This is a genomic window from Archangium sp. Cb G35 (assembly GCF_001896145.1).
GTDB classification, from domain to species: domain Bacteria; phylum Myxococcota; class Myxococcia; order Myxococcales; family Myxococcaceae; genus Archangium; species Archangium violaceum.
The window spans coordinates 163,662-188,222 of record NZ_MPOI01000020.1; the positions used below are offsets into that span (position 1 = coordinate 163,662).

Here is a 24,561-nt window from a genome sequence, read left to right on the forward strand (position 1 = left end):
GCTCAGGCCTCCTTCTCGCGCAGGGCGTGGTCCAGCTCGTGGTGCAATTCCTTCACCTCGCTGATGGGCACCGGCGGGATGAACTTCAGGAAGAGCAGGAACAGGAGGCCGAAGAACCCCATCGAGCCGAACAGCAGCCCGAAGTCCACCCACGTGGGCGAGTAGTGCTCCCAGCTCCTCGGCAGGAAGTCATGCGCCAGCGACGGCACGATGATGGTGAAGCGCTCCAGCCACATGCCCACGTCCACCGCCAGCGCGGCGAACCACACCACCACCACGTTGCCTCGCAGCTTCGGGAACCAGAAGAGCTGCGGCACCAGCACGTTCGTGCACATCTGAATCCAGAAGAGCCACCCCCACGTGCCCGTGCGCTTGAAGGCATACGCGGCCATCTCGTACTCGTCGCCGCTGTACCAGGCGAAGAAGTGCTCCTGCAGATAGCCGTACGAGACCATCAGCCCCGTCGCCAGCAACAGCTTCGTCAGGATGTCCACGTGCTTGTTTGTAATCACGTGGTGCAGGCCCAGCGGTCCGCGCACCGGCAACAGCAGCGTCAGCACCAGCGCCAGCCCCGAGAAGATGGCCCCCGCCACGAAGTACGGCGGGAAGATGGTCGAGTGCCACCCCGGCACCTGCGCGATCGCGAAGTCGAAGCTGACGATCGTGTGCACGCTGAGCACCAGCGGCGTGGCCAGCCCCGCCAGCAGCAGGTACGCCGTGCGCCAGTGGTGCCAGTGTCTCGCCGAGCCCGTCCACCCCAGCGAGAACAGCCCGTACCAGAACTGTCTCCGTGGCGTCGTCGCCCTGTCTCGCGCCGACGCCAGGTCCGGCAGCAGCCCCAGGTACCAGAACATCAGCGACACCAGCAGGTACGTGGTGATGGCCACCATGTCCCACGGCAGCGCGCTCTTGAACTGCGGCCAGACCTTCATGGTGCTCGGGTAGGGCACCAGCCAGTAGAAGAGCCACGGCCTCCCCAGGTGCAGCAGGGGGAAGAGCCCCGCCTGCATCACCGCGAAGAGCGTCATCGCCTCGGCGAAGCGGTTCACCGAGGCCCGCCACTTCTGCTGGAAGAGCACCAGGATGGCGGAGATCAGCGTCCCCGCGTGCCCGAAGCCAATCCACCACACGAAGTCGATGATGCCGAACGCCCACCCCACCGGGATGTTGTTGCCCCACGCCCCGATTCCCCTCACCAGCGTCACCGTGATGGCCAGCCCGAAGAGTCCCGTCCCTCCCAGCGTCAGGAAGAACAGCGCCCACCACACCCGGCCCGCCTTGCGCTCGATGGGCCGCAGCAACGAGCCCGTCAGGCTCTCCGCGCTCTGCGCCCCCTCGATGAGCGGACGGGGCTCCAGTACGTCCCTCGTGGGTGTCTCCGATGCCCGCCCCTCAGCCATGCTCGAGCTCCGGGTTCGGGTTCTTGATGCGCGCCAGGTACGCCGTGCGCGGTTTCGTTCCCAGCTCGTGCAGCACCGCGTAGTGCCTCGGGTCCGCGTGACGTCTGGCCACCTCCGAGTCCTTCTCGTGCAACGAGCCGAAGACAATCGCTTCCGTGGGGCACACCTGCTCGCACGCGGACTGGAGCGCCTCCGTGTCGATGGGCCGCCGCTCCTTGCGTGACTCGATGCGGGCCCGCTCAATCCGTTGCACGCAGTACGTGCACTTCTCCATCACCCCCCGCATCCGCACCGTGACGTCCGGGTTGAACCCCAGCTTCTCCACCTCCGTCACCTTCGGCCGATAGTCGAGGTAGTTGAACCGGCGCACCTTGTACGGGCAGTTGTTGCTGCAGTACCTCGTGCCGATGCACCGGTTGTAGACCATCTCGTTCAGGCCCTCGTCCGAGTGCACCGTCGCGTTCACCGGGCACACGTACTCGCATGGCGCCTTCTCGCAGTGCTGACACATCATCGGCTGTGGGATGGCCTTCGGTTCCTCCGGCGTGCCCTCGAAGTACCGGTCCACCCGCAGCCAGTACATCTCCCGCCCCCGCTCCACCTGCTCGCGCCCCACCACCGGAATGTTGTTCTCCGCCTGGCACGCCACCACGCACGCCCCACACCCGATGCACCGGCTCAGGTCCACCGCCATCGCCCACTGGTAGCCCTCCTCGTACTTGAAGGGCTCATAGAGCTCCTCCACCGCGCCCTTCAGGTGCTTCAGGTACTCGGGCCGTTTCTTCTCGAAGGCCTCCAGCGTGTCCTGGATGGCCACCTCGCGGCCCTCCATCGCCCAGTGGTCCTGCGAGGTCGCGTACCGGCCTCGGCCCGCTACCTTCTCCACCTGGAGGCCATCCGCGAACCACGGCGCATCCGCGTGCCGCAGCAGGTACGCGTTGACTCCCAGTGGCTCGGGCGCGTCCGGGTCCCCGCTCCACTCGCGCCCCCAGCCGAGCTCCAGCGACACCGTGTCGTCCGCGTGCCCAGGCAGTACGTATACCGGGGCCTCCACCCAGCGCCCCCGGAACGTCAGCTTCACCGTGTCTCGCGGCTTCAATGACAGACGCCCGGCCGTGGCCGGACTGAGCAGCGCCGCGTTGCTCCAGGAGAGCATCGTCAACGGGTCCGGCATCTCCTGCAGCCATGCGTTGTGGAAGTACCGCCCGTCCCTCATCTTGTAACCGGGCAGCAGGTTCAGCTCGAGCCCCTGTGAGGGTTTGCGCGCGAAGTTCCGCACGCTCGACTCCACTGCTCCCACGTCCACGGTGGTTTGCACGCCCTGTGTCTGGGTTCCGGGAATCGTCCCCACCGCCAGCCACTGGTCCCACGTGTCATCGAAGGCCGGGCCCGTGGCTCCTCCCCTCCGCCGCCAGTGGTCCTTCACCAGTTGGTAGGGCGTCCGCTCCGCCACTCCCGCGAACGGCGAGAGCACGTCCAGTTCCGTCAGCCCCTGGAAGAGGGGCTCGATGAGCGGCTGGAGGATGCTCGCCGTCCCGTCCACCGCCCGCGTGTCTCCCCAGCTCTCCAGCACGTGCGCCGCCGGGAGCACCCACGTGCTGTGCTTCGAGGTCTCGTCCTCTCGGAATGCCAGGTACACCGCGTTCGGCACCGCGCTCAGCGCCGCTCCCAGCGTCACCCCCACCGGCGCCGTGTACACCGGGTTGAACGCCGTCATCACCAGCGTGTCCACCCGGCCCGCACTCGCCGCCTCGGACAGCTCGCGCAGGACCTCTGCACCGCTTCGCGTTGGCTCGATTCCGGGCTCGTACAGGGTGATGAGCCGGTTCTGGCTCCCGAGCACCGCGTTGAGCAGGTGCGCCACCGCGTGGACTCTCGGCGGTTGCCGCTCGCCCACGGCCACCACCGCGCGCTCCCCGTTCCTCGCCAGGTCTCCCGCTACCGCTTGCACCTCTCGCGCCTTCTCCGGCCACGCGAGCTCCAGCTCCCGGTAGCGTTCGAGTCCTCGCAGGCCGTGCGTTTTCGCCAGCTCGCCCAGCACCGCCAGGGCGAAGCGCTCCACCTCCGAGGGCTTCATCCTCAGGTGGTGGTCCGCGTTCATCCCCGTCACGCCGTGGTGCGCCTCCACCACGTACAGCCGGTTCATCTCACCCCGCTCGGGCAGCCTCGCACGGGAGAACTCGCGGGCCTCGCGCAACGCGTTGGGCCCCTGCGTGAGGAAGTCCGCGTCCAGCGCCAGCACCGCTCGCGCCTCGTCGTAGCGCACCCGCGTCTCCAGCGGCCTCCCGAACGCGAGCCTCGCTCCCTCGTAGACGTTGTCCCGGGACAGCGCGTGGTACGTCTCCACCCGCGCCCTCGGGAAACGCTGGCGGATGCGCTCCACCAGCTCGCGTCTCGTGGGTGAGGCCGAGGGCTCCAACAGCAGCCACAATCCCTCTCCCCCGTTCGCCTCCAGCCGGCTCGCCCGCTCCGTCTGCTCCTGGAGGTACCCCTTGAAGGCGCGCGGCGTGCCTCGCTGCTTCACCCCTCGCACCCGCGTGGTGTCATAGAGGTCCACCAGCAGCGCCTGCGCCAGGTGGTTCGTGGCCCCGAGGCTCGCCGGATGGTCCGGGTTGCCCTCCACCTTCGTCGGCCGGCCCTCCCAGCTCGTCACCACCAGCCCCGCCGCGTAGCCCTCCGGCTCCCATGCCGTCGCGTAGGCGTTGGGAATGCCCGGCTTCACGTCCGGCGGCTGGACCGTGTACGGCATCACCTTCTCCGCCGGCTTCTTGCACGCCGCCAGCCCCGCCAACGCCGCCGTGGTTCCCGCCAGTTGCAGGAAGCGGCGCCGATCCAGGCCTCGGGGGGGCTCGGCCGCACCTGGAGGGAATTCCCGCTCGGCCGCCCTCGCCAGCTCCGGTGAGCCCTGGAGCTCCTCCAGGCTGCGCCACGTGCGCGGACGTCCCGAGCCTCTCGCACCGGGCGGGTCCTGGAGCACGGGCAGTGGGTAGCGGTCGATCAGCGGTGGCATGCCGTGCAATTGGTTCGAGGTTGGACGTCGTAGCGCCGCGCCAGTTCCTCCGGCCCCGGGTCTCCCGGGCCCGGCCGCCAGCGCATCGAGGTGATGGTGTCCAGGGGGCGCAGGTTCGGCGCCGGGTCCCGGTGGCAGTCCAGGCACCACCCCATGGACAACGGTTGCGCCTGCTGGATGGACGGCATCAGGTCCACCCTCCCGTGGCACGTCACGCACCCCACGCCCTTGTTCACGTGGATGGCGTGGTTGAAGTAGACGAAGTCCGGCAGGTCATGCACCCGGCTCCACGGAATGGGCCGGTCCGAGAAATAGGCCTGCCGTACGGGTTCGAGCAGCGGGCTCTGGTTCCACACCTGCGCGTGGCACCCGAGGCACGTGGCCTGCGAGGGATAGCCCGCGCTCGAGGAGACCTCGACCGTGCTGTGGCAGTAGCGGCAGTCGATGGCCTCGTCTCCCGCGTGGTGCCGGTGGTCGAACTGCACCGGCTGCGGCACGGGCTGCCGCAGGTTCTGGGCGAGTGGACTGCGCGCGTAGGCCCAGAGTCCCAGCGCTCCGAGCGCCGGTGTGGTCAACAGCCCCGCCGCGACGACCCGGGCCACCGTGTTCGCGCGAGGTGTGAAGATCCAGGCCATAGGCGCCCTGGATGACGGCGCTCGGAGGCCCGGCTCCCAGGGCTTTCGACCCTAGAGAGCACCGGCGGGTGCAACAATCACCGCCTTCCGTGCGCTTCCAGTTGTGAACCGTGAGCGCACGGGAACTGTCTGGAATCGCGCGGGGACCCGCCCGCGGGCCCCTGCTCAGCCACTCCGGGCGGGGCACCCGTCATCGCGCATAGCGCTCGGCATCCTGCCGCTTGAGCTCCAGTCCCAGCCCCGGCCTCCCCAGGTTCCTCACCCGCGTCAGCAACGACGCCATGCGCGCCGGCACGTCCATCACGTCGTGCCCCTTGAGCTCCTCGGCCAGGATGCGGTGGATGAGGTGCGCCACCGAGGCGTCCGCGTACGTGTAACCCAGCCCCCGTTTTCCCCCGGCCGTCAGTTCCACCACCACCACGGCCGTGCTGTCCCACTCCAGGGTGCCGTCCGCCTCCGGCCTGTCCGTTGGAATCTCGTACGCCCGTGCCTCGATACGCTCGATGGGCACCATCTCACTGCCGCGCTGGCCCATGGCCGTTCCCCCGTGTGGGTTGCTCACCGCAGCGCAACTTCATTACATGTCCTTCTAACCGGCCGCAATTCAGGGCGTTACGCCCATGCCCGGGGTGTGCCGCCACTTCATCGAGTTGAGTCAGCACTGGGGCATCATCCCATGAAGACCCGCATCGGCCAGTCCGGCCTGGGACTTCCAAACCACTCCAGGAGGAGAAAAGTGGCATCATCTGATCCGCAACTCGAGACCGTGCGCCGTGCCATCCTGGAGTTGGATCCCAACGGAATCCGGATCGGCCAAGTCCTCCGTGACACCATTGATCAGCTGCTCGATGGTGTTCACACCGGCAGGTACAAATGGGACCAGCTCTTCAAGACGGAAAAGACCCACGCGGGGACCCTGGTTGAAATCAACCTTCAACGGGAGTTCAAGTTCAAGGACGGAGCCTTGCTTGATTACTCCATCAAAGACATTGAAGCCGACTGCAAGTTCTCTCAGTCGTTGTATGGCTGGATGATTCCTCCCGAGGCTGAAGACCACCTGTGTCTGGCCGTGTGGGCGAGCGACGAGAAGTCCATGTGGTCCGCCGGCCTCGTCCGCGCAAGCAAGCAGCACTTGTCATCCGGTGAGAACAGGGACCGGAAACGTACGCTGAGCCAGACCGGCCGTGGGGCAATTACCTGGCTCTTCGAGAACCACCCTCTTCCTCCAAACGTCTTCCTGCGGCTCGCACCAGAAAAGGTTGACCACATCCTCGACACAACGAAGTCTGGCCAGGAACGTGTGAACCGCCTCTTCATGCAGGCGCGGGAGTTGATCATCAGCCGGGCAGCCGTCGCCACGGCAGCACAGCAGGACGACTTCATGAAACGGGTGCGCGAGAATGGGGGGGCGCGAGAGAAACTGCGGCGTTTCGGGGTCGTCATCCTCGGGCATGAGCACCGGGAACTCGCACGTGCGCTCAAGCTGGCGGTACCCGAGAAAGGTGAGTTCGTCTCCGTCCAGCTCGTGCGCGTCCCGGCGGAGAGCAGCCGGCCGGCGGTCATCATCGAAGAAGAGCGGTGGGCCGTGGCACTCCCTGGAGAGCCCATGATGACAGCCCCCAAGCTGCCCCGTGCGGCCCCGTGAGCCCGGTTTCCGGCAGGGCCTGGCCAGAGGCGGCCCGCGCTCAAGCCGGGCATACCGGTGCCCGCCACACAGACTGTACAGGTTGCTTCAATCAATAACGTTTTGGAGCCGCATGAGCCGCCTCTCCGCAGCCGTGCGTGGCGCGGCGGAGATCATCTCACCGGCTCCGGTGTGCGGCAGCCCCAGCTTCGCAATCAATCCTGCGTCATAGGACCCGGATAGAAGTGCGATGCCTTCTGCCTTGAGGACGTCCCGTGCACCTCCATTCTCGCGCAGCCTCTTCATGAAATCGTCTTGATCGAACAGAAGCGCATGGATGACCGTCCGGTGCATGGGGACCCGGAGGTTTTCCCGGAAGAATTGGCACGCGCGCTTCTTTCCGCCTTTGACCTTCCGGAGTTCCCGGAACCGGTCCATGTCAAGATGGGCCCAGCGGCTCTCCGGGTATGGAGCGGCCTCAACGAGCCACATGATGTTGCGGAAGGCCCCACTCAGGACACCGCGCTTCTTGTCCTGGTTTGGCTTCCCGAGGTAGCCCTTCCGGGTGACGAGGAGGCCCAGCCAGCAGCGGTGGGTGCGCTCCTCCGAGGCAATGACGAGGACGGGATCCTCGTTCCGGTAGGTCTCAGCCGGAATCATCCAGGTATCCCCGGTCGTGTTCTTGATATCGACGTCCCGCCCATTGATGACCAGGTCACGAAGCCCCTTGGGAACATCGAGCATGTCACGTACGAGGTGTTCGATCTTCAGGCCAACGAACGTCTTCTCGACGTTGTCGAGCTCGGTGACACGCGTCCGGCACGTGAGGACAGGGTCCAGCACGGAATCAATGGCCTTACGGACCAGGGCGGGAAACTGCTCTTGAAGCCGGTCCGCCCCTCCCACGCAGCGGAGAATCGCGCTCCGGATTTCCGCGAGAATTTCATAATCAGGGTGGCCGGGAGCAATGGCCGAGGGAATCTTGCGCATGCGCGTCAAGTAGACACGCATCCGCCTGTCTTGGAAGAAAAGAGGTCAGTCCTCCCCGGGAGGGAAGAACCGGCGGAGTTTCCTCTCCAGCACCTCGGGCCGCCGGGCTTCACACTCCCAGACCACGAGCACACGGAAGCCCAACAGGGAGAGTTGGCGCCGGTTGCGGCGGTCCCGCTGAACGTTCCGTTCCAGTTTGGGCTGCCAGTAGCCCGTGTTGCTCTTCGGAACGCGTCCATCAATGCAGCGCCGGTGCTGATGCCAGAAACACCCGTGAATCAGCACAACGGCGTTGTGGCGCCGCAGGACAACATCGGGTTTCCCCGGAAGCTCGCGGGCATGGAGCCTGAAACGCAGCCCCATCCGGTGCAGGGCGCGGCGGACGGCAACCTCCGGCTCCGTATCCGTGGCCCGGATCCGCCGCATGTTCTCGCTTCGCGCCGCACGGGACAGGGTATCCGCCATTGGTGACGTTTCCAGTAGGGGCATGGACCAGACCTCCGACGTTATAGACGCCGGAGGCATGGTGCAATGGGGATGCCCGGATACAGGGCCGCGCTATGACCCAGAGAAGAGGGCTCAGCGCCAGGAGATGCCAGGGCGGGAGTAGCCGGCCAGCCTCACCCAGGCCCCCCAGGCCCCCTTGCTGAACGGACGCAAGGTGCCGGTATGCGTCGTGGGCGGCTTTGGCGGGTGCGGGCAACGCCGCCGTGCTGCTGGAAGTGCCGGTAAGCGCCGTTCCGCACTAACGGCGAACTTACCGCGCTATTTCTTTACTCGCAGTGCGTTTTCTCGCTCACGATTTGGGGCTACGACAGCCCCGGAAATTGACTGCGGCATCATGTGGGACAAATAACTACCACCCACTCCGTTGTTCAAGCGGGAACCAGGATGCCAAGGGCCGTCACGCAGAAGTCCGACAACACGCCCACCGGAGAAGCCGGAAGTGGCGAGCGCATTTTTACCGCCCTGGAGATTTGCGCTGGTGGTGGAGGCCAGGCGCTCGGGCTGGAGCAGGCCGGATTCCTTCATGCGGGTGTAGCAGAGATCGATGAGAGCGCTTGCGCCACCCTGCTCCACAACCGCCCTGACTGGAACGTGCTCCCGATGGATATCCGGGCGCTCCAGGGCAAGCTCTATAGGGGAATTGATCTCCTGGCAGGAGGCGTTCCGTGCCCGCCCTTCTCCATCGCGGGGAAGCAGCTGGGTCATAAAGACGAGCGGGATCTCTTCCCGGAAGCGCTGCGCCTTGTAGAAGAGGCGCAGCCAAAAGCTGTCATGCTCGAGAACGTCAAGGGATTCTCCTCGGAGAAGTTCGCTGATTACCGGGAACGGCTCAAGAGCAGCCTCAATGAACTGGGATATGCAGTGGAATGGCGTGTGCTCAACGCCTCCGATTACGGAGTCCCCCAACTGCGGCCGCGGTTCGTTCTCGTAGCCTTGCGCCGCCGAGTGGCGAAGCTGTTCCGATGGCCGGAGCCGGTTGGGGCGCCGCCCACAGTCGCCGACACCATTGGTGAATTGATTGCGGCTCGAGGGTGGCCTGGCGCACAAGCATGGCGGGAGAAGGCGCAGGAGATTGCTCCAACGCTTGTGGGGGGCTCCAAGAAGCACGGAGGGCCAGATCTCGGGCCAACACGGGCCAAACAAAAGTGGCTTGAGCTTGGTGTCGATGCCATGGGCGTTGCGAATGAACCGCCCGGTCCGGACCATCCCATAGAGAAGCCTCCACGTTTGACGGTGCAGATGGTAGCCCGGCTACAAGGGTTTCCTGCTGACTGGCAATTCGTAGGAGGCAAGACTGCGGCCTACCGCCAAGTGGGGAATGCGTTTCCTCCGCCAGTCGCTGGTGCTGTTGCGAAAGCGATTATCACCGCCCTGAAATCAGAGCAGCTAAAGATTCCATTGGAGGATGCAACCAAACAGCAGTTGATGCTCCTCGATGCCCGCCGGAAGACTGCTTGAGCCCAAGCTCCTTCAGCCGCGCGTCTGAAGTTCCATGCTGATCTGCTGCAATACGTTTCCCTCATGTTGTAGTGGTCACAGGCAAGCCGCTGCCCAGCCGTATCGCTGCAATTGCCATTGGGACAGGAGAGATGCGCTCCCTGAGTTGCAGCAAAACGTAGCCGCCCACCACCCGCCCACCTACCATGGCCCTTCCCCATGTGGCCCTCGGGCCTGGAGGTGTGCACTCATGGTTCCCACGACGTGGCGCTTCACCCTCTGTCTCGCCGTGCTCTCCGCGAGCGGATGCGCCCACCAGCAACCGGAAGGGGGCCGCGCTCCGGCGCCCTCGCTCTCCCGGTGCTCCAATCCCACTGGCCGCTACTCGATTGCCCACCCCTCCGCCTGGAAGACGAACACCGGCAACGGCGTGGAGCCCTGCCGCTTCTTCCACCCCACCCCCTTCGAGGTTCAGCCCCACAGCGAGGAACCGCTCGTCGCCGTCTCCGTGAAGCGCGAGCCCATGCCGCTCGACACCTTCGTCCAGGGCAACACGGGCTCCAGCAATGAAGTCCTCCAGCAGGAGAAACTCACCCTCGCCGGCCGCCCCGCCGTCCGTCTGGAATTGCGCGCCACCCAGGAGTCTCCCCTGCTCCCCCCGGGCACCCGCGAGTACCTCTACGCCATCGGTGATGGGGACTCCGTCGTCCGCCTCAGCACCCTCGCCATTCGCGGGCTCGACTACGCGGGCAACCGGGCCGTCCTGGATGAGATGGTGCGCACCCTCGAGCTGCGCTGAGCCCTTCACGGCAGCAGCAGGAGTTCCCGAAGAAACTGCCTGACGGCGGAGATGCGCGGCACGTCCAGCGCCACGCCCTCCAACCACCGGTTGTCCTGGATGGACACCTGAATGGCCTTACCGGGCCTGAGAATGCCCGCCATACAGGCCACCATCGCCTTGTGACGCCCCGCGGGCTTGTTGAAGTCCTTCAGGTCATCGGGCGTCAGCGCATGCGCTTCCGCCTGGACCTTGTCCACCAGTAAGCGGACATCCGCGAGCAGCGCCGGATACTGACGTTCCCCGCATTCCAGCAGGAGCGACTCCAGCGTCCCCGAATTCACGTTGTCCGGTAGGACGAAGATTCCGCACCGGGGTGATGCGGCGGAGACCTGCCCTGGCTGATCGGGGATGGTAAGTTTCACCTTGTCCAGCAGCGCCTTGCGGACATCTCCGAAACGAACGCCTGGCGACTTCACCGAGTCGGCATCCAGCAATACCCCGACAGCATCAGGAAGGGTGGTCAGCGCGGCTTGAAGCGTCTCTTCCACCCGGTTGGCGATCTCCGAATCCCCTCCGGATGCATGCACCGCGACCGAGACGGTATCGGACACGAAGAACGTCGGAACCGGGACGCGCCGGCTCAGATCGCCGCCGTAGGGAAACTTCGTCGGCACTAGCGGCCGCCAGTACGGGTCCAGACGCGCTTCGTTGTTCTCGCGCTTGAACTGGTGGGGCTTCAGCAGCCGACCGACGAACTCGACATCGTGAGGGCCTTCGACCACGAGGTAGGCGTATCGCATGCTCACCTCACATCGAGCCCGCGCTCGTAACGCATGCGCTTGAGCAGGTCCTCGCCAAAGCGCCGCGCCGACGTCCGGCCCTCCGTGCGCTCCAGCCGGAATCCCACGATGTCCTCCTCCCGGGTGTCATCCGCACCAAGGATGGCGTCCACCACCTCCAGGCTGTGCGTCGTGGCGAAGACCTGGACGTCGTACTGCTTGCACGCCGCGAGCATCCAACGAAACACCTTGCCGAGCGCCGAGACGTGGATGGCCGTCTCCAACTCGTCGATCAAGAGCACGCCCCCCTTCACCTGCGGCAACGCCAGGGCCAGCAGCAGGGTGCGGCGGATGCCGTCGCCGTACATGCTCAATGGTACGAGCCCAGCGACCGAATCCTTCAGGTACAAAACCGCCTCTCCCCTGGGAGCAAGAACCTCCAATCCAAGAATGCGTGGGTCTATCTCACGCAGCAGCGCACCGACTGATTCCTCGAGACCACTCAACCGAATCTCGGAGAACGCCTCGACCGACACAGAGCCGAGCCACTGGTCCACAGGGCGGACATCGCGAACCGGTACGACCCAATGCGAGAAATCACCATCCGCTGAAACCACCTGCTCTTCATCCCAGATGGTGAAGCTGGTCAATTCAGGAGGAGGGACATCCGCAGAGCTCGTTTCGATCTGAAGTTGAATCCTGGCGCCCCGTCGCTCTCTGCTCAGTTCCAGTTCCCGCTCTCCCACTTCATGCGGGCTCCGAGAGTGTCGAAGCCCCGCAGTCCTGGGCCGAACCCCTCGTAACTCCCGATAGCTCGCCTGAACGCGTCGCACATCCCCACGCCCCGTTGCCGATATGTAGAGATGGCCCTCGCCCGTCTCTTGGGTCTCGCCTTTGTGCGGAAACAACCAACGCAGCAGCTCCGAGTAGGGCCCGAAGGCGCTCATCAGAGGGTCTCGCCTGCTGGCCACCCAGACCCAGTCCACCGGGTTCAGCGGATTGCAGTAGAGCGAGAGCGCCTCCAGTACCGACGTCTTGCCCGAATCGTTGCCGCCCACGAGCAGATTCACCCGCCCGAGTCCCGTCAGCTCCACATCCTGGAGCCCTCGCAGGCGATGAATGGTCAGCGTGTCGAACGGCAGGCTCATTGCGCTCTCCGGCTCCCCTCATCGGGCCGGCGCATGCGCCGCCGGCACGAGGGCTCAGACCTCGCGCCGAGCATATACACGCATCCCTCGGGCTGTGCCCCGACTTCCGCACGCCAGCCCAGCATCCGTTACCTGGACCCCCTCTCAACCTCGTCAGGCGAGAAGGTACCCAAGGACAGGGGCCCCACGCCCCTCACAGCACGACGATCGTGCTCAGCAGCGCCAGGCAGTACCAGTATGTGAACAGCAGGTACGTCCGGTGGTCCGCGCTCCGCGTCCTCCACCCCAACACCCGCACCGCTATCACCCAGCTCACCACCGCCAGCCCCGCTTCGCACGCCACCACCACCGGCGTCAGCCCCAGCGGCTTCATCAACACCTCGTGCATCACCAGCGGCAACACCCCGAACAGCGTCCCCAGCACGTACCTCGTCCGCTTCTCCCCGAACACCAACGGGAACGTCTTCCGTCCGCTCGCCCGGTCTCCCTCCAGGTCCCTCAGGTCCTGCAACGACACCAACAGGAACACCACGCTCGCCAGCACCCCAATCCACCTCCACGTCACCGCCGTCAGCGGCCCCACCAGCTCCCACGCCGCCGCCAGCTGCGTCACCACCCCCAGCGCAATCAGCAGGTTCTTCGCCCACCAGCGCTTCGCTCCCCCCACCTCGTTGTGCACCACGATGATCAGCTGCCACATCAACGCCCACTCCCACACCCCGAACGCCCACCCCACCAGCGTCAGCAGCGTCATGCACGCCACCCACCTCCAGCGCGTCCCTCGCAGTGACACCTCTCCCCGCACCAGCGGCCGGTGCGGCTTGTTCACCCGGTCCTCCTCCACCCCCACCAGCTGATTCGACAGCCCAAAGGCATACGCGAACAGCCAGAAGTACAGCAGCCCCCGGCCCAGCGCTCCCGCCACCTCGCCCGCTCCCAGCCCGTGATGGCTGCTCGCCGCCCCGATGAACAGCAGCGGCGGCACCACCGCCGACGACACGTCTCCCCCCACGAACCTCCAGCTCACCCACAGCTCGCGCACGATGAACCGCAGCCACGCCACCGGCTCCGCCGCGTTCGTCTCCGCAGACAGCGTCCGCATCGTCATCCTCGGCTGCATGGTCTCCACCCCCGCTCGCCCCCGCGCGCGAGCCTTTCACCAATCCTATCTCAATCAGGACAGTCCTGTACTTCACGTCCACCCGGCCGCTCGCGTATTCAGCGCCGCTGGGACTTTGCACACATCCTGGTGCCGCACTCGCCGTCCCCTTCCACCTCGCTGCAAGTGCACACCCTGGCTGCCGCCATTGCGCCAGCCATCACACACGCGCCCAGATTCCCAGACTCCCTGCCTCCGCCCCTCAGGGCCTCGGTCCCGGCAGCAGGCCCTGGATGCGAACCCCGTGGGTGAACGTCGGATAGCGCGCCCGGAAGCTCGCCGCTCCGAGCAGCTCCCGCGGCTCCGCCGACACCTCCGAGTCCTCCAGCAGCCGCACCGGCTCGCGTGGGTTCATCGCTCGCCACCTTCCGCCCTCGCCCGGGCCACCGCGTGAGCGTGCGCGTGTTTCTTCGAACCGATTCTTCCCGTGCCGGATCGCGAGGTTGCACCTCCGCCGGGGTTGTCCTGCCACGAGCGAACACTTCAACCCCCCCGAATCCCCTCATCCAGCAACGTCAGACACCTCCCGTATTGTGTTCTTCATCAAGCTGGTGGATCACGAGGTGCGGCATGAGCTGGATCATCTATTTGATGGGCGCAGCGGGCTTCGATTCGGTGAGGGATTTCCCCGAAGGCTGGTCGCCCCCGCCGCTCGGTCCTCGCGAGGCCGTCATCCGCAAGCTGCGAGAGGTGCTCCCCAGCATCTTCTTCCCCACCCCCGCCGAGGGCTCCTTCCACGGTGACGGCTTCTCCATCACCTTCGAGCTCGGCCCCTGGGAGCCCACGCCCCGCGTGAAGCTCATCGTCCACGGCACCGGGGACGAGGTGCTCGACCTCATCGGCAAGGTGGCCGAGGCGCTGGACGCGCGCGCGCTCGACACGGGGCTCGGCGACTTCATGCGCTTCCACAAGGACCCGGACAGCGGCCGCCACGTCTGGCGCGACGCGCCCCAGCCCGGCCAGTGGATGGCTCCCGCCTGAGCGAGCCACCCGGCAGGCCCCGCTCCCCCGCTCGCTTCCGAGCCCGCTCGCGCACCCTCCGGGAGGACGGCCCCGGCCCGCGTTGCTCCTCGCCGGGATGCACCCCACGGTTCTCCGGAGGAGATGGTGCCCCGGCGCCCGGCGGCACCCATTCGTGGCTCCCCCTCGCGGGGCACCCACCAAGGAGCGGCCATGGCCAAGAGCATTCGTGAAGTGATGTCGAGCGACGTGGAGGTCATCAACCCCAATGACACCCTCCGCGATGCGGCCGAGAAGATGCGCAGCCTCAACGTGGGCCCCCTGCCCGTCTGCGACGGCCAGCGCATCCTGGGGATGATCACCGACCGGGACATCGTCGTGCGCGCCATCGCCCTGGGAAGGGACCCGAACAGCACCCAGGTGGCCGATGCGATGAGCTCCGGCATCGAGTACTGCTTCGACGACGACAACGTGGACGACGTGCTGCGCACCATGAAGACGAAGCAGATCCGCCGGATGATCGTCGTGGACCGCAACAAGAAGCTGGTGGGCATCGTCGCGCTGGGCGACCTCACCGGCGAGGTCAGCGAGCAGAAGGTGGCCGAGACGCTCGAGGGCATCTCCGAGCCCTCCAGCCCCATCTGACGCACGCTCCGGGCCCGGCGCTCGGCAACCCTCGGCCGCCTCCCCGCTCTCCAGCCGGGGGGCGGCCCTTCGTCCCTCCGGCGGATGGTTCCGTGCGTAACGTTCTCCGAGCGAGGTGTCACCGTGCGCGGAGCCATACAGATCGCCACCCTGCGGGGCATTCCCATCCGGGTGCACTACTCCTTCCTGCTGGTGCTGCCCTTCCTGGCGTGGCTCTTCGGGCTCGCCATGGCGGGCGGCATCGGCGCCGAGCGGCTCCGGGGCCACCCGCTGGTGTGGGGCGCGGGCCTGGCGGTGGCCCTCTTCCTGTCCGTGCTCGTCCATGAGCTGGCCCACTCCGTCTACGCCCTGCGCAAGGGCGGCGAGGTGTCCGACATCACCCTGCTCATGATTGGCGGCGTGTCGCGCATCACCCGCATGCCCGAGGGCGCGCGGCACGAGGCGTTGATGGCGCTCGCGGGCCCCGCCACCAGCCTGGTGCTGGGCGTGCTCCTGCGGATGAGCGCCGTGCCGCTCGCGGCCGCGGGCGCCGAGGAGCTGGCTTTCGCCGCCGCCTTCCTCGGCGGCCTCAACGTCTTCCTCGGCCTCTTCAACCTGCTGCCCGCCTTCCCCATGGACGGGGGCCGCGTCGTGCGCGCGCTCCTCACCGGGTGGCTCGGCCGGGTGCGCGCCACCCAGGCGGCCGCGTTCATCGGCAAGGGGTTCGCCGTGCTCTTCGGCCTGGTGGGCCTCTTCGGCGTGCCGGGCCTGTGGACTCCCCTCAACCCCTTCCTGCTCCTCATCGCCTTCTACGTCTTCATGGGCGCCGCGGGCGAGTCACGCGAGGTCCTCCTGCAGACGCTGCTCTCCGGCCTGCGCGTGCGGGAGCTGATGACGCCGCGCACGTCCGCGGTGGGCGCGGAGGACTCGCTCGAGGAGGTGGACACGCGCCTGCGCGCCGAGCGGCGGCGGGCCCTGCCCATGGTGGAGGACGGGCGCGTGGTGGGGCTGGTGACGCAGGAGGCCGTGCTGCGGGTGCCGGCGCCACGGCGCGGACAGACGCTGGCGCGCGAGGTGGCCCTTCCCGTGCCCGAGCTCACCCCGGAAACCCAGGTCTGGGACGCCCTGCGTGAAATGGGCCTGCGTCAACTGCCCCAACTGCCCGTGGTGCAGGACGGCCTGCTGGTGGGCACCCTCACCCAGGAGGACCTCGTGCGCGGCATCCAGCGGCGCGAGCTGGAGGAGAAACAGCGCAACGGCCCGTGGGGCGTGGGCCCGCGCGAGTCACACACCTGAAGCCGGACGCCCGGGCTCCACGGGCCCCAGCGTCTCCACCAGCGACTCGAGCGCCAGCCGCTCCTCGCCGCGCAACCGGCCCAGCACCCGGCCCGCCAGCCCGTTGGAGGCCCTCGCCACCCGGGTGCCCACCTCCAGGAGGCACTCGTGGAAACGCGCGGCCTCGCCCAGGCCCAGCCGCTGCGCCACGCGCGCCACCAGCGGACGCAGGGGCTCCAGGTCCGGCGCCTCCCACAGCCACTCCGGCCCCCACCCGCCGAGCTGGCGCAGCGACTCGCCGCAGATGCGGCCCACCAGCGGGCTGCGCGAGTCCAACCCCGCCTCCAGCACCCTCCGGCAGGCCACCAGCTGCCCCGGCACCACCGGGCCATCCGCCGTGGCCACCCACGCGAAGGCCCTCAGCGGCGCGTCCCTCAGTGCCTCCCACTCCTCCTCCGAGAAGCCACACCGGTGAAAGGCGCGCTCCACCGTCCGCGCCTTCTCGCCCCCCTCCTGCCGGGCGAGGAAGGCCCACTCGCCCCTCGGCTCCCCCCGGACAGACCAGACCCGATGGTCCATGCGCTCTCCCAACACATGTCTGGGTTTCCCCGCCCACGCCGTCCGCCGCGGGAAACGGCTCCCCCCTCCCCGCGCGCGAAGGCCTTCCCCCGTCGCTTCCGGGCTTGCATGGTAGGGACGCGCCCGGGCCCGACAAATCGGCCCCGCCCTCCACACGCCACAAACCCGACACACCCGCGCCCCTCGTGTGCAATGCCTGTCATCCGCGCGCACCCGGGTGCGGGTTGCTTCCACTGTCAGCGTATTCCGTCCGAAATCCTCTCAGACTCCGAGACAGACGAGCGCCTGGAAATGAACACCCGCTGGTAGGCTCCGCCCCCCATGCGAAGGCTCCTCTTCTCCGTCAGTGCGTCGCTGCTGTGCCTCGGCCTCGGCCCCGGCTGTGCCACCACCCCCGCGCCGAAGTCCGAGGCCCACCCGCCGCCTGCCTCCTCGCCCACCGCCACCGGACGCGGCGGCGCCGCCGCCACCGTGGACGTGCGCGCCACCTCCGCCGCCCTCGAGGTGCTGCGCTCCGGTGGCAACGCCGTCGATGCCGCCGTGGCCGCCGCCAGCGTGCTCGGCGTCACCGACCCGTACTCCTGTGGCATCGGCGGCGGGGGCTTCCTCGTCGCCTGGCTCGCCCGGGATGGGCGCGTCGTCACCCTGGACCACCGCGAGACGGCTCCCTCGGGCCTCGAGCGCGCGCGCCTGTATGAGGGGGGCGCTCCCCTGCCTTTCGAGGAATTCGTCACCAGCGGCCTGTCCGTGGGCGTCCCCGGCTCCCTCATGGGCTGGAGCGAGGCCCTGCGCCTGTATGGCTCGCGCTCGCTCGCCGAGGTGCTCCAGCCCGCCATCCGCGTCGCCGAGCAGGGCTTCCCCGTGGACGCCACCTTCCACGAGCAGACGCGTCACAACGTCGAGCGCTTCCGCGACTTCACCAGCTCCGCCGCCCTCTTCCTCGGGCCGGATGGGCAGCCCTGGCCCGTGGGCTCCACCTTCCAGAATCCCGGGCTCGCGAAGACGTACCGGCTCGTCGCCCAGGGAGGTGTTTCCGCCTTCTACCGGGGTGAGATTGCCCAGGCCATCGTCTCCACCGTCACCCGGCCGCCGCTCGCCGCGGGCGCCTCGCGCCTCGTGCGCCCCGGCGTGATGCGGCTGGAGGACCTCGAGCGCTACGAGGCCGTCGTCCGTCCCCCCGTGACGAGCACCTACCGCGGATACACGTTGTACGGCATGGGCGGGCCCGGCAGCGGCGGTGTCACGCTCGCGCTGACGTTGAACCTGCTCGAGCCCCAGGCGCCGGCCTCGCTGTCCCGCGCACGGTTCCTCCACCGGTACCTGGAGGCCTCGCGGCTCGCCTTCGCCGACCGCAATGCCTTCCTCGGCGACCCCGCCTTCGTCTCCGTCCCCGAGGCCGGGCTCCTGTCCCGTGAGTACGCCGCGCGGCGGAGCGCGTTGCTCGAGGGGACCCGGGCCTCCACTACCGCCGCACTGCCCGGCAATCCCTTCCCCTACCAGGGCCCGGCCCGCGCCGTGCTCCCGCGCGTGCCCGAGGTGGCCCGCCCCGCCGCCGAGGAGCGGGTGCCCAACAAGGAGACCACGCACATCACCACCTCGGATGCCGAGGGCAACCTCGTCGCGTACACGTGCACCATCGAGGGCGAGGGCGGCAACGGCATGGCCGTCCCCGGCTACGGCTTCCTGCTCAACAACGAGCTGACGGACTTCGACCTGCCCGCCTCCGTGGACGCTGCCCACCCCAACGCGCCGGCTCCCGGCAAACGGCCGCGCAGCAGCATGAGCCCCCTGCTCGTGTTCAAGGACGGGAAGCCCGTGCTCGCGCTCGGCAGCCCCGGTGGCTCCACCATCATCACCACCGTGGGACAGACCCTCGTGAATCACCTCGACTTCGGCATGCCCATCGCGCAGGCCCTGGCCGCGCCTCGCGTGTCCCAGCGCAACTCGCCCGACCACAAGAGCCAGGCCGAGCCCGCGTTCATCGCCTCGCCCGAGGCCGCCGAGCTCGGTGCGATGGGACATGGATTCACGAATGTGGGGGTCATTGGTGCGCTCACCGCCATCCGCGTCCACGCGGACGGCACCGTCACCGCCGCCGCCGAGCCCTCCCGCCGGGGTGGTGGAAGTGCCATGGTCGTCGAGCCCGTGAAGTGAGATGGGGCCTGGGGAGCGGCTCGGGCCTCACGGCCCTCGGGACTTGAGCCGCTCCAGCTCGGCCTGGAGCTCCGCCAGCCGACGCTCGGCTTCCTCGCGCCGGCGGGCCTCCTCGCTCGCTCGCCGCTGCTCACCCTCCAGCAGCCCCCGCAACCGCTCGTTCATCTCCGCTGGCGCCAGCAACAGGGCGTTTCCCGCCCAGAAGCGCAGCCGTCCTCCCTCCAGTTGCAACTCCAGCCCCAGCACCTCCGAGGTGTACCGGCCCTGCTTCGGCTCCATCCGCACGTACTCCCTCGCCTCGGGTGAGGGCAACCGGTAGGCCTCCAACCTCTCCCGCGCCCGGTCGTAGATGAAGTACTCGGGAATTCCCAACCGGGCGTAGCGCCGCACGTTGTACTCGGCGTCCTTCTTGCGGTCGCCGCCCACGTGCACCTCCATCACCCAGTCCAATCCCTTGCCCTCGTGGCTCACCAGCCACTTGCCCCGCAGGTGCGGCTCCACGTCCAACACCACCAGCAGGTCCGGCGCGAAGCGCCTCTCCCCGGGGTAGTAGATGGGCAGCTCCGACGCGACGTACACCCGGCGCCGCCGCTGCTCGAAGTAGCCCTGGAGCACATCCTGCGCCTGCCGCTTCCCCTGGTTGTGCAGGTCCCCCTCCGGCATGGCCATCTCATCCCACGTCACCTCCGCGGGAAGTGTCTCCACCACCCGCTCCCTCTCCTCCATGCTCATCGCCTCCCACTCCTCCTGTGTGGGGGCTCGGGGAAAGGCATCCACGTCACTCCGCCGATCGTGCGCCATACCCCAAGAGCGTGAGGCGGGTGACCTCCAAGGTCAACCTCCCTCCACGCCTCCCGTTACCCGCCCGACCTCGCTTCCGATGCCCTTCCGCCCGCGGCCCGCCATTCGTGCTGGCGCGAGACACAGCAAGCCACGGGCCGAACGCCGTGCACCTCGCCTCCCGAGCGCGGAGCGGTCCGCGCCGAGCCGTCATCCCCGCTCAACCCTGGACTCGACGTCCGGCGGCGGAGATGAAGCTTCGCGGAAGGCGTGCCCCGCTACCCTGTCCGCTTCCTCGGGCTCGCGTAGGGCGCCAGCAGCTCCGGCCGATCCACCAGGCAGCGCAGCGCCTTGCCCGCGTAGCCCTCCAGCCGATCGATGAACGCGAAGTCGTGCTCGTCCCCGGCCTCGTGCGCCAGCTCGTGCAGGATGATGCCCAGCGTGCGCGGCTCCAACGGATCGTCCAGCCGCACCCGCCCCTTCATGTTCACCCTCAGCACCCGCCGCTCCCGGTCGTACTCCGCTTCCACGTGCGCGCTCGGGTCTCGCACCTTGCGCTCGAAGAACTCCACCCCCACCTCCCTCCCCGTCAGCTCCTTCGACAGGCATCGCACCACCCCCACCAGCCGCTCCGCCCTCGCCCCCGGGTGCACCACCACGTCCCTCGGCGGGCCCTCCATCCGCTCCACGTACGCGTCCGCCCCCTCCACCACCGTCTCCAACTGCTCCAGCGCCGTCCGGGGCATCCCCCGCAGGTCCACCACCTTCGCCCCCAGCTGCCTCGCCCGGTCATCCACCCTCGGGCCCGCCGACAGCACCGCCCTCGGCGGCAATACCTTCTCCACGTACGCCCCCAACGCCTCCTCCCCCAACGTGAAGTGCGCCAGCACCTCCGTCACCCACGCCCCCGACAGCTCCTGCCGGCTCAGCTCCGGCGCCAGCGACTCCAGGATGATCGCCGCCAACGTCCGCTTGTACGGGTCCCTCGCCGCGTCGCGCTCGGCCGCCAACGGAATGCGCTGCTGCACGTCCACGTGCCACGGCAGATGGTGCGGCTCCACCGGCAACCCCAGCTCGTACAGGTGCGGCGTCTCGCCCGGCCTCGGGTAGTACAGGTCCACCCGCGCGCCCCGCTCCACGTACCGCTCCACCCCCCGGTGCAACTCCACCGTCTCCAACGGGCAGTCCTCCAGCGAGTCCTTCGCCCTCGGCGGACGTACGGCGCGCCCGTTGATGAGCAGCTCCACCCCCGGCGGCGGAATGGTCAGGCGCAACAGCTGCACGGCCTCGTCGCGCTCGCGCTCGCTCGTGCGGCGGTAGAGCCGCAGGCACGTGCCCACCAATCGCGTGTTCGCCTTCACGTGCCGCCCCGTGTCGTCGAAGACGAGCGTGCGCCCCACCGTCTCCACCTCGGCGCGGTCGCTCGAGGCGATCATCTCCTTGAGCCCCCGCCCCTTGCGCCCCCGCCACGTGGGCGGCGTGTCCTTCTCCCCCAGGAACACCGTGAAGGCGAACTCGTCCCGCGCCAGGCCCGCCGGCGCGTCGTCCTCGATGCGGACCTCGTCCTCCTCCAGGCGCACCTTCACCCGCCGCGCCCGCTGGTCGAACGCGTTCTGCAACGCCTCGCGCACCAGCTGGCCGAGCGGCCTCGCCCGGTTGGAGCGCCTCCAGCCTTCCTCCGACAACTCGAACCACTCCGAACGGCCGTTCCGGGCCTGGCTCATCGAAAGTCTCCCCGCTCCGGGCCCCGCGGGCGCCATGCGCCGCCGCCAGGCTTCCGGGCAACAGGGCAGAACACTCCAGGCACAGCGGCTCTTCCCCCGCGCGCCTGTCCGGGCAGCGGGCTGGGAGGAACGTGGAGCGGGCGCTCAGGGGAGGTGGGTGAGCTCGAGCTCGAAGCCCCTTCCTGCGCTCGACACCCTCACCCCAACCCTCTCCCAGAGGGAGAGGGGGCCTTACACAGTCCCAACCCGGGACCCTGGCACCCTCACCCCGTCCCTCTCCCGGGGGGAGAGGGGTTGTAGGCCTCCAGACATCCCAAGTCCCCGTCTCCTGGTTCGCTCGCGTCTCTCCCTCCTGGCGCTTCCTCCCTCCGGGCGTACGCTGTCTCACGGCGGGCTCGCGCCACGGCACGGGGACACTCCCCCCACCACCCGCCGCTCCCTACCTTCGGAGGCACGATGCACAGCCCCCTCGAGGCCCCCCGGGACACGGGCCAGCTTGAGCTTCGTCCCTGGAAGTCCGCCGCAGTCTCCGCCCTCTCCGCCGCGCGCTCGCGCCTGCTGCGCATGCTCGAGGGCCTCCCCGAGGACGCCCTCACCCTCCAGCACTCGCCCCTCATGTCCCCCATCGTCTGGGACGTGGCCCATCTGGCCAACTACGAGGAGCAGTGGTTGCTGCGCGCCCTCGGCGCCCCCTCCCTCACCGACTCCGCCTTCGACTCGCTCTACGACGCCTTCCGCCACCCGCGCTCCTCGCGCTCCCAACTGCCCCTGCTCTCGCCCTCCCAGGCCTTCGCCTACGCCTCCCGCGTCCGCGAGGCCTCCCTCGAGTGGCTCCACCACATTCCCGAGGACTCCCCCGTCCCCCTGCTGCGCGGCGGCTTCGTCTTCGGCATGGTGGTCCAGCACGAGCAGCAACACCTGGAGACGCTCGCCGCCACGCTGCAGCTCATGACGAGCCACGTGTACCGGCCCGCCGCGCTCCCCCGCCCACGTCCCGCTCGCGCCGCGCAATATGAGGTCTTCATCCCCGGCGGCCCCGTGCGTCTGGGCAGCGACGCGCCCTGGGCCTACGACAACGAGCGTCCCGCCCACACCGAGCACGTGCCGGACTTCCTCCTGGACTCGCACCCCGTCACCAACGGGGACTACGTCGTCTTCGTCGAGTCCGGCGGCTATGACGACCCGCGCTGGTGGGACCCCCAGGGCTTCGAGTGGATTCACGCCCAGGGCATCCGCCACCCGCTCTTCTGGCTCCCCCAGGAGGGTGGCGCCTGGCTGCGGCGGCGCTACGGCCACGTGGAGCCCCTTCCCAAGGACGAGCCCGTTCAGCACGTGTCCTGGTACGAAGCGGACGCCTACGCGCGCTGGGCCGGCAAACGGCTGCCCACCGAGGCCGAGTGGGAAAAGGCCGCGACGGGCTCGGACGGCCAGCCCCGCGTGTACCCCTGGGGTGACGCGGCACCGGACTCCTCCCACGCCAACCTCGGCGGCGACTCCTGGGGCCCCTCTCCCATTGGCAGCTACCCCGCGGGCCAGAGCGTGGACGGCGTCTGGGGTCTCCTCGGAGATGTCTGGGAGTGGACCTCCAGCACCTTCGATGGGTATTTGGGGTTCAAATCATTTCCCTACCGTGAATACTCCGAGGTGTTCTTCGGAGCGGAGTACCGGGTGTTGAGGGGTGGAGCGTGGGCGAGCGCGCCGGTGGCGGTGCGCAACAGCTTCCGCAACTGGGACTACCCCATCCGCCGGCAGATCTTCGCCGGCTTCAGGTGCGCGCGAGACGCGAGGTGAGACATGAGACAGGGCGGCGGGATGGGCGGAACGGGGCTGGGGCGGCAGCTCGAGCCCGAGGTGACGGTGGAGGTGCACGTGCGGCCGGGGGACGCGCAGCGGGCGCTGCACTCGGAGGTGCTGGCCGGGCTGTGCGGAGACAGCATGCCGCGGGAGCTGTCCCCCAAGTGGCTCTATGACGAGCGGGGCAGCCAGCTCTTCGACGAAATCACCCGGCTGCCGGAGTACTACCCCACGCGGCGCGAGCGGGAAATCCTCGTGGCCCACGCGGGGGACATCGCCCGGGCGAGCGGGGCGGACACGCTGATTGAACTGGGCAGCGGGAGCAGCGAGAAGACGCGGCTGCTGCTGGACGCGCTGCGGAGCACGGGGCAGCTGAGGCGCTTCGTGCCCTTCGACGTGAGCGAGGCCTTCCTGAGGCAGGCGGCACGGGCGGTGGCCGGCGAGTACCCGGGGCTGCGGGTGCACGCGGTGGTGGGGGACTTCGAGCGGCACCTGGAGCAGCTCCCGAGGGGAGGCCGGCGGCTGGTGGCCTTCCTGGGCGGGACGATTGGCAACCTGAAGCCGGCCGAGCGCGCGCGCTTCTACGGGCAGCTGGCGTCGGGGATGGAGCCCGGCGAGGGGCTGCTGTTGGGGACGGACCTGCTCAAGTGCCGCGATCGGCTGTTCGCGGCGTACAACGACAGCGCGGGGGTGACGGCGGCCTTCAACCGCAACGTGCTGCACGTGCTCAACCGCGAGCTGGGGGCGGACTTCGAGCCCGAGGCCTTCGAGCACCTGGCGCCCTTCGACGAGGAGAACGGCTGGGTGGAGATGCGGCTCATCTCCTCGCGGGCGCAGGCGGTGAAGCTGCCAGCGCTGAAGCGGTACGTGAACTTCGCCGAGGGCGAGGTGCTGCGCACGGAGGTGAGCTGCAAGTTCCGTCCGGAGCAGGTGGAGGCGGAGCTGGCGGCCGCGGGGCTGTACCTGGCCGAGCGCTGGACGGACGCGGCGGGCGACTTCGCCCTCTCGCTGGCCCTCAAGCGCTGAGCGCGGCGCCGTGAGCCCCGGGGGGAGCACCCTCCGGGCGCGCTCTCGCGCAACTTGTCCAACAGTTGGACAAGTTCGCGCGGCTCGCGCCCGGAAGGCAGCTCCACCGCTCAGGCCGCATCCCGGGGTTGGACGAGCATCCGGAGAAGGCGACGGACCTCGCACGCGGGCTGCT

Annotated in this window: 23 protein-coding genes; 10 read left to right on the top strand and 13 right to left on the bottom strand. The window is 68.4% G+C overall.

What is annotated here, in order from left to right; all coding sequences use genetic code 11:
- Window positions 1-2: 2 nt before the first annotated feature.
- The 4 genes from nrfD to BO221_RS46550 all read right to left on the bottom strand — a co-directional run bounded on the left by nrfD (window position 3) and on the right by BO221_RS46550 (window position 5,607).
- Window positions 3-1,400 (bottom strand): NrfD/PsrC family molybdoenzyme membrane anchor subunit, encoded by a 1,398-nt coding sequence (gene nrfD / locus BO221_RS46535; RefSeq protein WP_073567383.1) that lies wholly within the window; start codon window positions 1,398-1,400, stop codon window positions 3-5.
- The gene (locus BO221_RS46540) at window positions 1,393-4,410 is read right to left on the bottom strand and encodes a TAT-variant-translocated molybdopterin oxidoreductase (RefSeq protein WP_083682542.1); all 3,018 of its coding nucleotides are present in this window, start codon (window positions 4,408-4,410) and stop codon (window positions 1,393-1,395) included. The genes nrfD and BO221_RS46540 overlap by 8 nt, the downstream gene beginning before the upstream one ends.
- Window positions 4,398-5,045, bottom strand: a complete 648-nt coding sequence (locus BO221_RS46545; RefSeq protein WP_073567384.1) for a cytochrome c3 family protein — start codon at window positions 5,043-5,045, stop codon at window positions 4,398-4,400. Before BO221_RS46545 ends, BO221_RS46540 begins: the two co-directional genes overlap by 13 nt.
- 190 nt (window positions 5,046-5,235) lie before the next feature.
- Window positions 5,236-5,607, bottom strand: coding sequence for a hypothetical protein (locus tag BO221_RS46550; protein WP_233166572.1), 372 nt, complete (start codon window positions 5,605-5,607; stop codon window positions 5,236-5,238).
- Between the two features lie 114 nt (window positions 5,608-5,721).
- Here BO221_RS46550 and BO221_RS46555 point away from each other — a divergent pair, with 114 nt between their 5' ends.
- Entirely contained in the window at window positions 5,722-6,690 is a 969-nt protein-coding gene (locus BO221_RS46555; RefSeq protein WP_083682508.1) for a NaeI family type II restriction endonuclease, read from the top strand.
- Between the two features lie 87 nt (window positions 6,691-6,777).
- Here the strand turns inward: BO221_RS46555 and BO221_RS46560 are convergent, their stop codons facing one another.
- A complete protein-coding gene (locus BO221_RS46560; RefSeq protein ID WP_073567470.1) occupies window positions 6,778-7,659 on the bottom strand; it encodes a NaeI family type II restriction endonuclease in 882 nt (293 codons plus the stop codon).
- A 45-nt stretch (window positions 7,660-7,704) separates the two neighbouring features.
- A complete protein-coding gene (locus BO221_RS57750) occupies window positions 7,705-8,184 on the bottom strand; it encodes a very short patch repair endonuclease (RefSeq protein WP_369866157.1) in 480 nt (159 codons plus the stop codon).
- A 366-nt stretch (window positions 8,185-8,550) separates the two neighbouring features.
- On the opposite strand from BO221_RS57750, the gene BO221_RS46570 reads away from it, so the two are divergent.
- The 3 genes from BO221_RS46570 to BO221_RS46575 all read left to right on the top strand — a co-directional run bounded on the left by BO221_RS46570 (window position 8,551) and on the right by BO221_RS46575 (window position 10,402).
- Window positions 8,551-9,624, top strand: a complete 1,074-nt coding sequence (locus tag BO221_RS46570; RefSeq protein ID WP_083682512.1) for a DNA cytosine methyltransferase — start codon at window positions 8,551-8,553, stop codon at window positions 9,622-9,624.
- Between the two features lie 50 nt (window positions 9,625-9,674).
- Complete coding sequence (locus BO221_RS57755; protein ID WP_143196095.1) at window positions 9,675-9,785, top strand: NgoMIV family type II restriction endonuclease; 111 nt, start codon at window positions 9,675-9,677, stop codon at window positions 9,783-9,785.
- Between the two features lie 68 nt (window positions 9,786-9,853).
- On the top strand, window positions 9,854-10,402 hold the full coding sequence (locus tag BO221_RS46575; protein WP_073567386.1) for a hypothetical protein: 549 nt from the start codon (window positions 9,854-9,856) through the stop codon (window positions 10,400-10,402).
- Between the two features lie 5 nt (window positions 10,403-10,407).
- Here BO221_RS46575 and BO221_RS46580 read toward each other — a convergent pair whose 3' ends face one another.
- The 4 genes from BO221_RS46580 to BO221_RS55205 form a co-directional block, all read right to left on the bottom strand.
- Complete coding sequence (locus BO221_RS46580; RefSeq protein WP_073567387.1) at window positions 10,408-11,184, bottom strand: DUF3226 domain-containing protein; 777 nt, start codon at window positions 11,182-11,184, stop codon at window positions 10,408-10,410.
- Window positions 11,185-11,186: 2 nt separating this feature from the next.
- Window positions 11,187-12,311, bottom strand: coding sequence for an ATP/GTP-binding protein (locus tag BO221_RS46585; protein ID WP_073567388.1), 1,125 nt, complete (start codon window positions 12,309-12,311; stop codon window positions 11,187-11,189).
- A 193-nt stretch (window positions 12,312-12,504) separates the two neighbouring features.
- Window positions 12,505-13,419 (bottom strand): UbiA family prenyltransferase, encoded by a 915-nt coding sequence (locus BO221_RS46590; protein WP_158080038.1) that lies wholly within the window; start codon window positions 13,417-13,419, stop codon window positions 12,505-12,507.
- A 253-nt stretch (window positions 13,420-13,672) separates the two neighbouring features.
- On the bottom strand, window positions 13,673-13,825 hold the full coding sequence (locus BO221_RS55205) for a hypothetical protein (RefSeq protein ID WP_158080039.1): 153 nt from the start codon (window positions 13,823-13,825) through the stop codon (window positions 13,673-13,675).
- 215 nt (window positions 13,826-14,040) lie between these two features.
- On the opposite strand from BO221_RS55205, the gene BO221_RS46595 reads away from it, so the two are divergent.
- The 3 genes from BO221_RS46595 (at window position 14,041) to BO221_RS46605 (ending at window position 16,350) form a co-directional block, all read left to right on the top strand.
- Window positions 14,041-14,451 carry a hypothetical protein gene (locus BO221_RS46595; RefSeq protein ID WP_043400916.1) on the top strand — a complete coding sequence of 137 codons (411 nt, stop codon included), beginning with the start codon at window positions 14,041-14,043 and terminating at the stop codon, window positions 14,449-14,451.
- 192 nt (window positions 14,452-14,643) lie between these two features.
- Window positions 14,644-15,075, top strand: coding sequence for a CBS domain-containing protein (locus BO221_RS46600; RefSeq protein ID WP_073567389.1), 432 nt, complete (start codon window positions 14,644-14,646; stop codon window positions 15,073-15,075).
- Between the two features lie 123 nt (window positions 15,076-15,198).
- Window positions 15,199-16,350: a site-2 protease family protein gene (locus BO221_RS46605; protein WP_143196083.1), complete on the top strand. Its 1,152-nt coding sequence runs from the start codon at window positions 15,199-15,201 to the stop codon at window positions 16,348-16,350.
- Here the strand turns inward: BO221_RS46605 and BO221_RS46610 are convergent.
- Window positions 16,339-16,908: a hypothetical protein gene (locus tag BO221_RS46610; protein ID WP_073567391.1), complete on the bottom strand. Its 570-nt coding sequence runs from the start codon at window positions 16,906-16,908 to the stop codon at window positions 16,339-16,341. The two genes, BO221_RS46605 and BO221_RS46610, sit on opposite strands and share 12 nt — an antisense overlap.
- A 321-nt stretch (window positions 16,909-17,229) precedes the next feature.
- Between BO221_RS46610 and ggt the strand changes: the two genes are divergently transcribed.
- The gene (gene ggt / locus BO221_RS46615; RefSeq protein WP_073567392.1) at window positions 17,230-19,062 is read left to right on the top strand and encodes a gamma-glutamyltransferase; all 1,833 of its coding nucleotides are present in this window, start codon (window positions 17,230-17,232) and stop codon (window positions 19,060-19,062) included.
- Between the two features lie 27 nt (window positions 19,063-19,089).
- On the opposite strand, the gene BO221_RS46620 is transcribed toward ggt, so the two are convergent.
- Window positions 19,090-19,794, bottom strand: a complete 705-nt coding sequence (locus tag BO221_RS46620; RefSeq protein WP_083682544.1) for a Uma2 family endonuclease — start codon at window positions 19,792-19,794, stop codon at window positions 19,090-19,092.
- Window positions 19,795-20,120: 326 nt separating this feature from the next.
- On the bottom strand, window positions 20,121-21,566 hold the full coding sequence (locus tag BO221_RS46625) for an ATP-binding protein (protein WP_073567394.1): 1,446 nt from the start codon (window positions 21,564-21,566) through the stop codon (window positions 20,121-20,123).
- Window positions 21,567-22,022: 456 nt separating this feature from the next.
- Between BO221_RS46625 and egtB the strand changes: the two genes are divergently transcribed.
- Both egtB and egtD read left to right on the top strand, forming a co-directional pair.
- Window positions 22,023-23,357: an ergothioneine biosynthesis protein EgtB gene (egtB, locus tag BO221_RS46630; protein ID WP_073567395.1), complete on the top strand. Its 1,335-nt coding sequence runs from the start codon at window positions 22,023-22,025 to the stop codon at window positions 23,355-23,357.
- Between the two features lie 3 nt (window positions 23,358-23,360).
- Window positions 23,361-24,386 carry an L-histidine N(alpha)-methyltransferase gene (egtD, locus tag BO221_RS46635; RefSeq protein ID WP_198956320.1) on the top strand — a complete coding sequence of 342 codons (1,026 nt, stop codon included), beginning with the start codon at window positions 23,361-23,363 and terminating at the stop codon, window positions 24,384-24,386.
- Window positions 24,387-24,561: the final 175 nt, after the last annotated feature.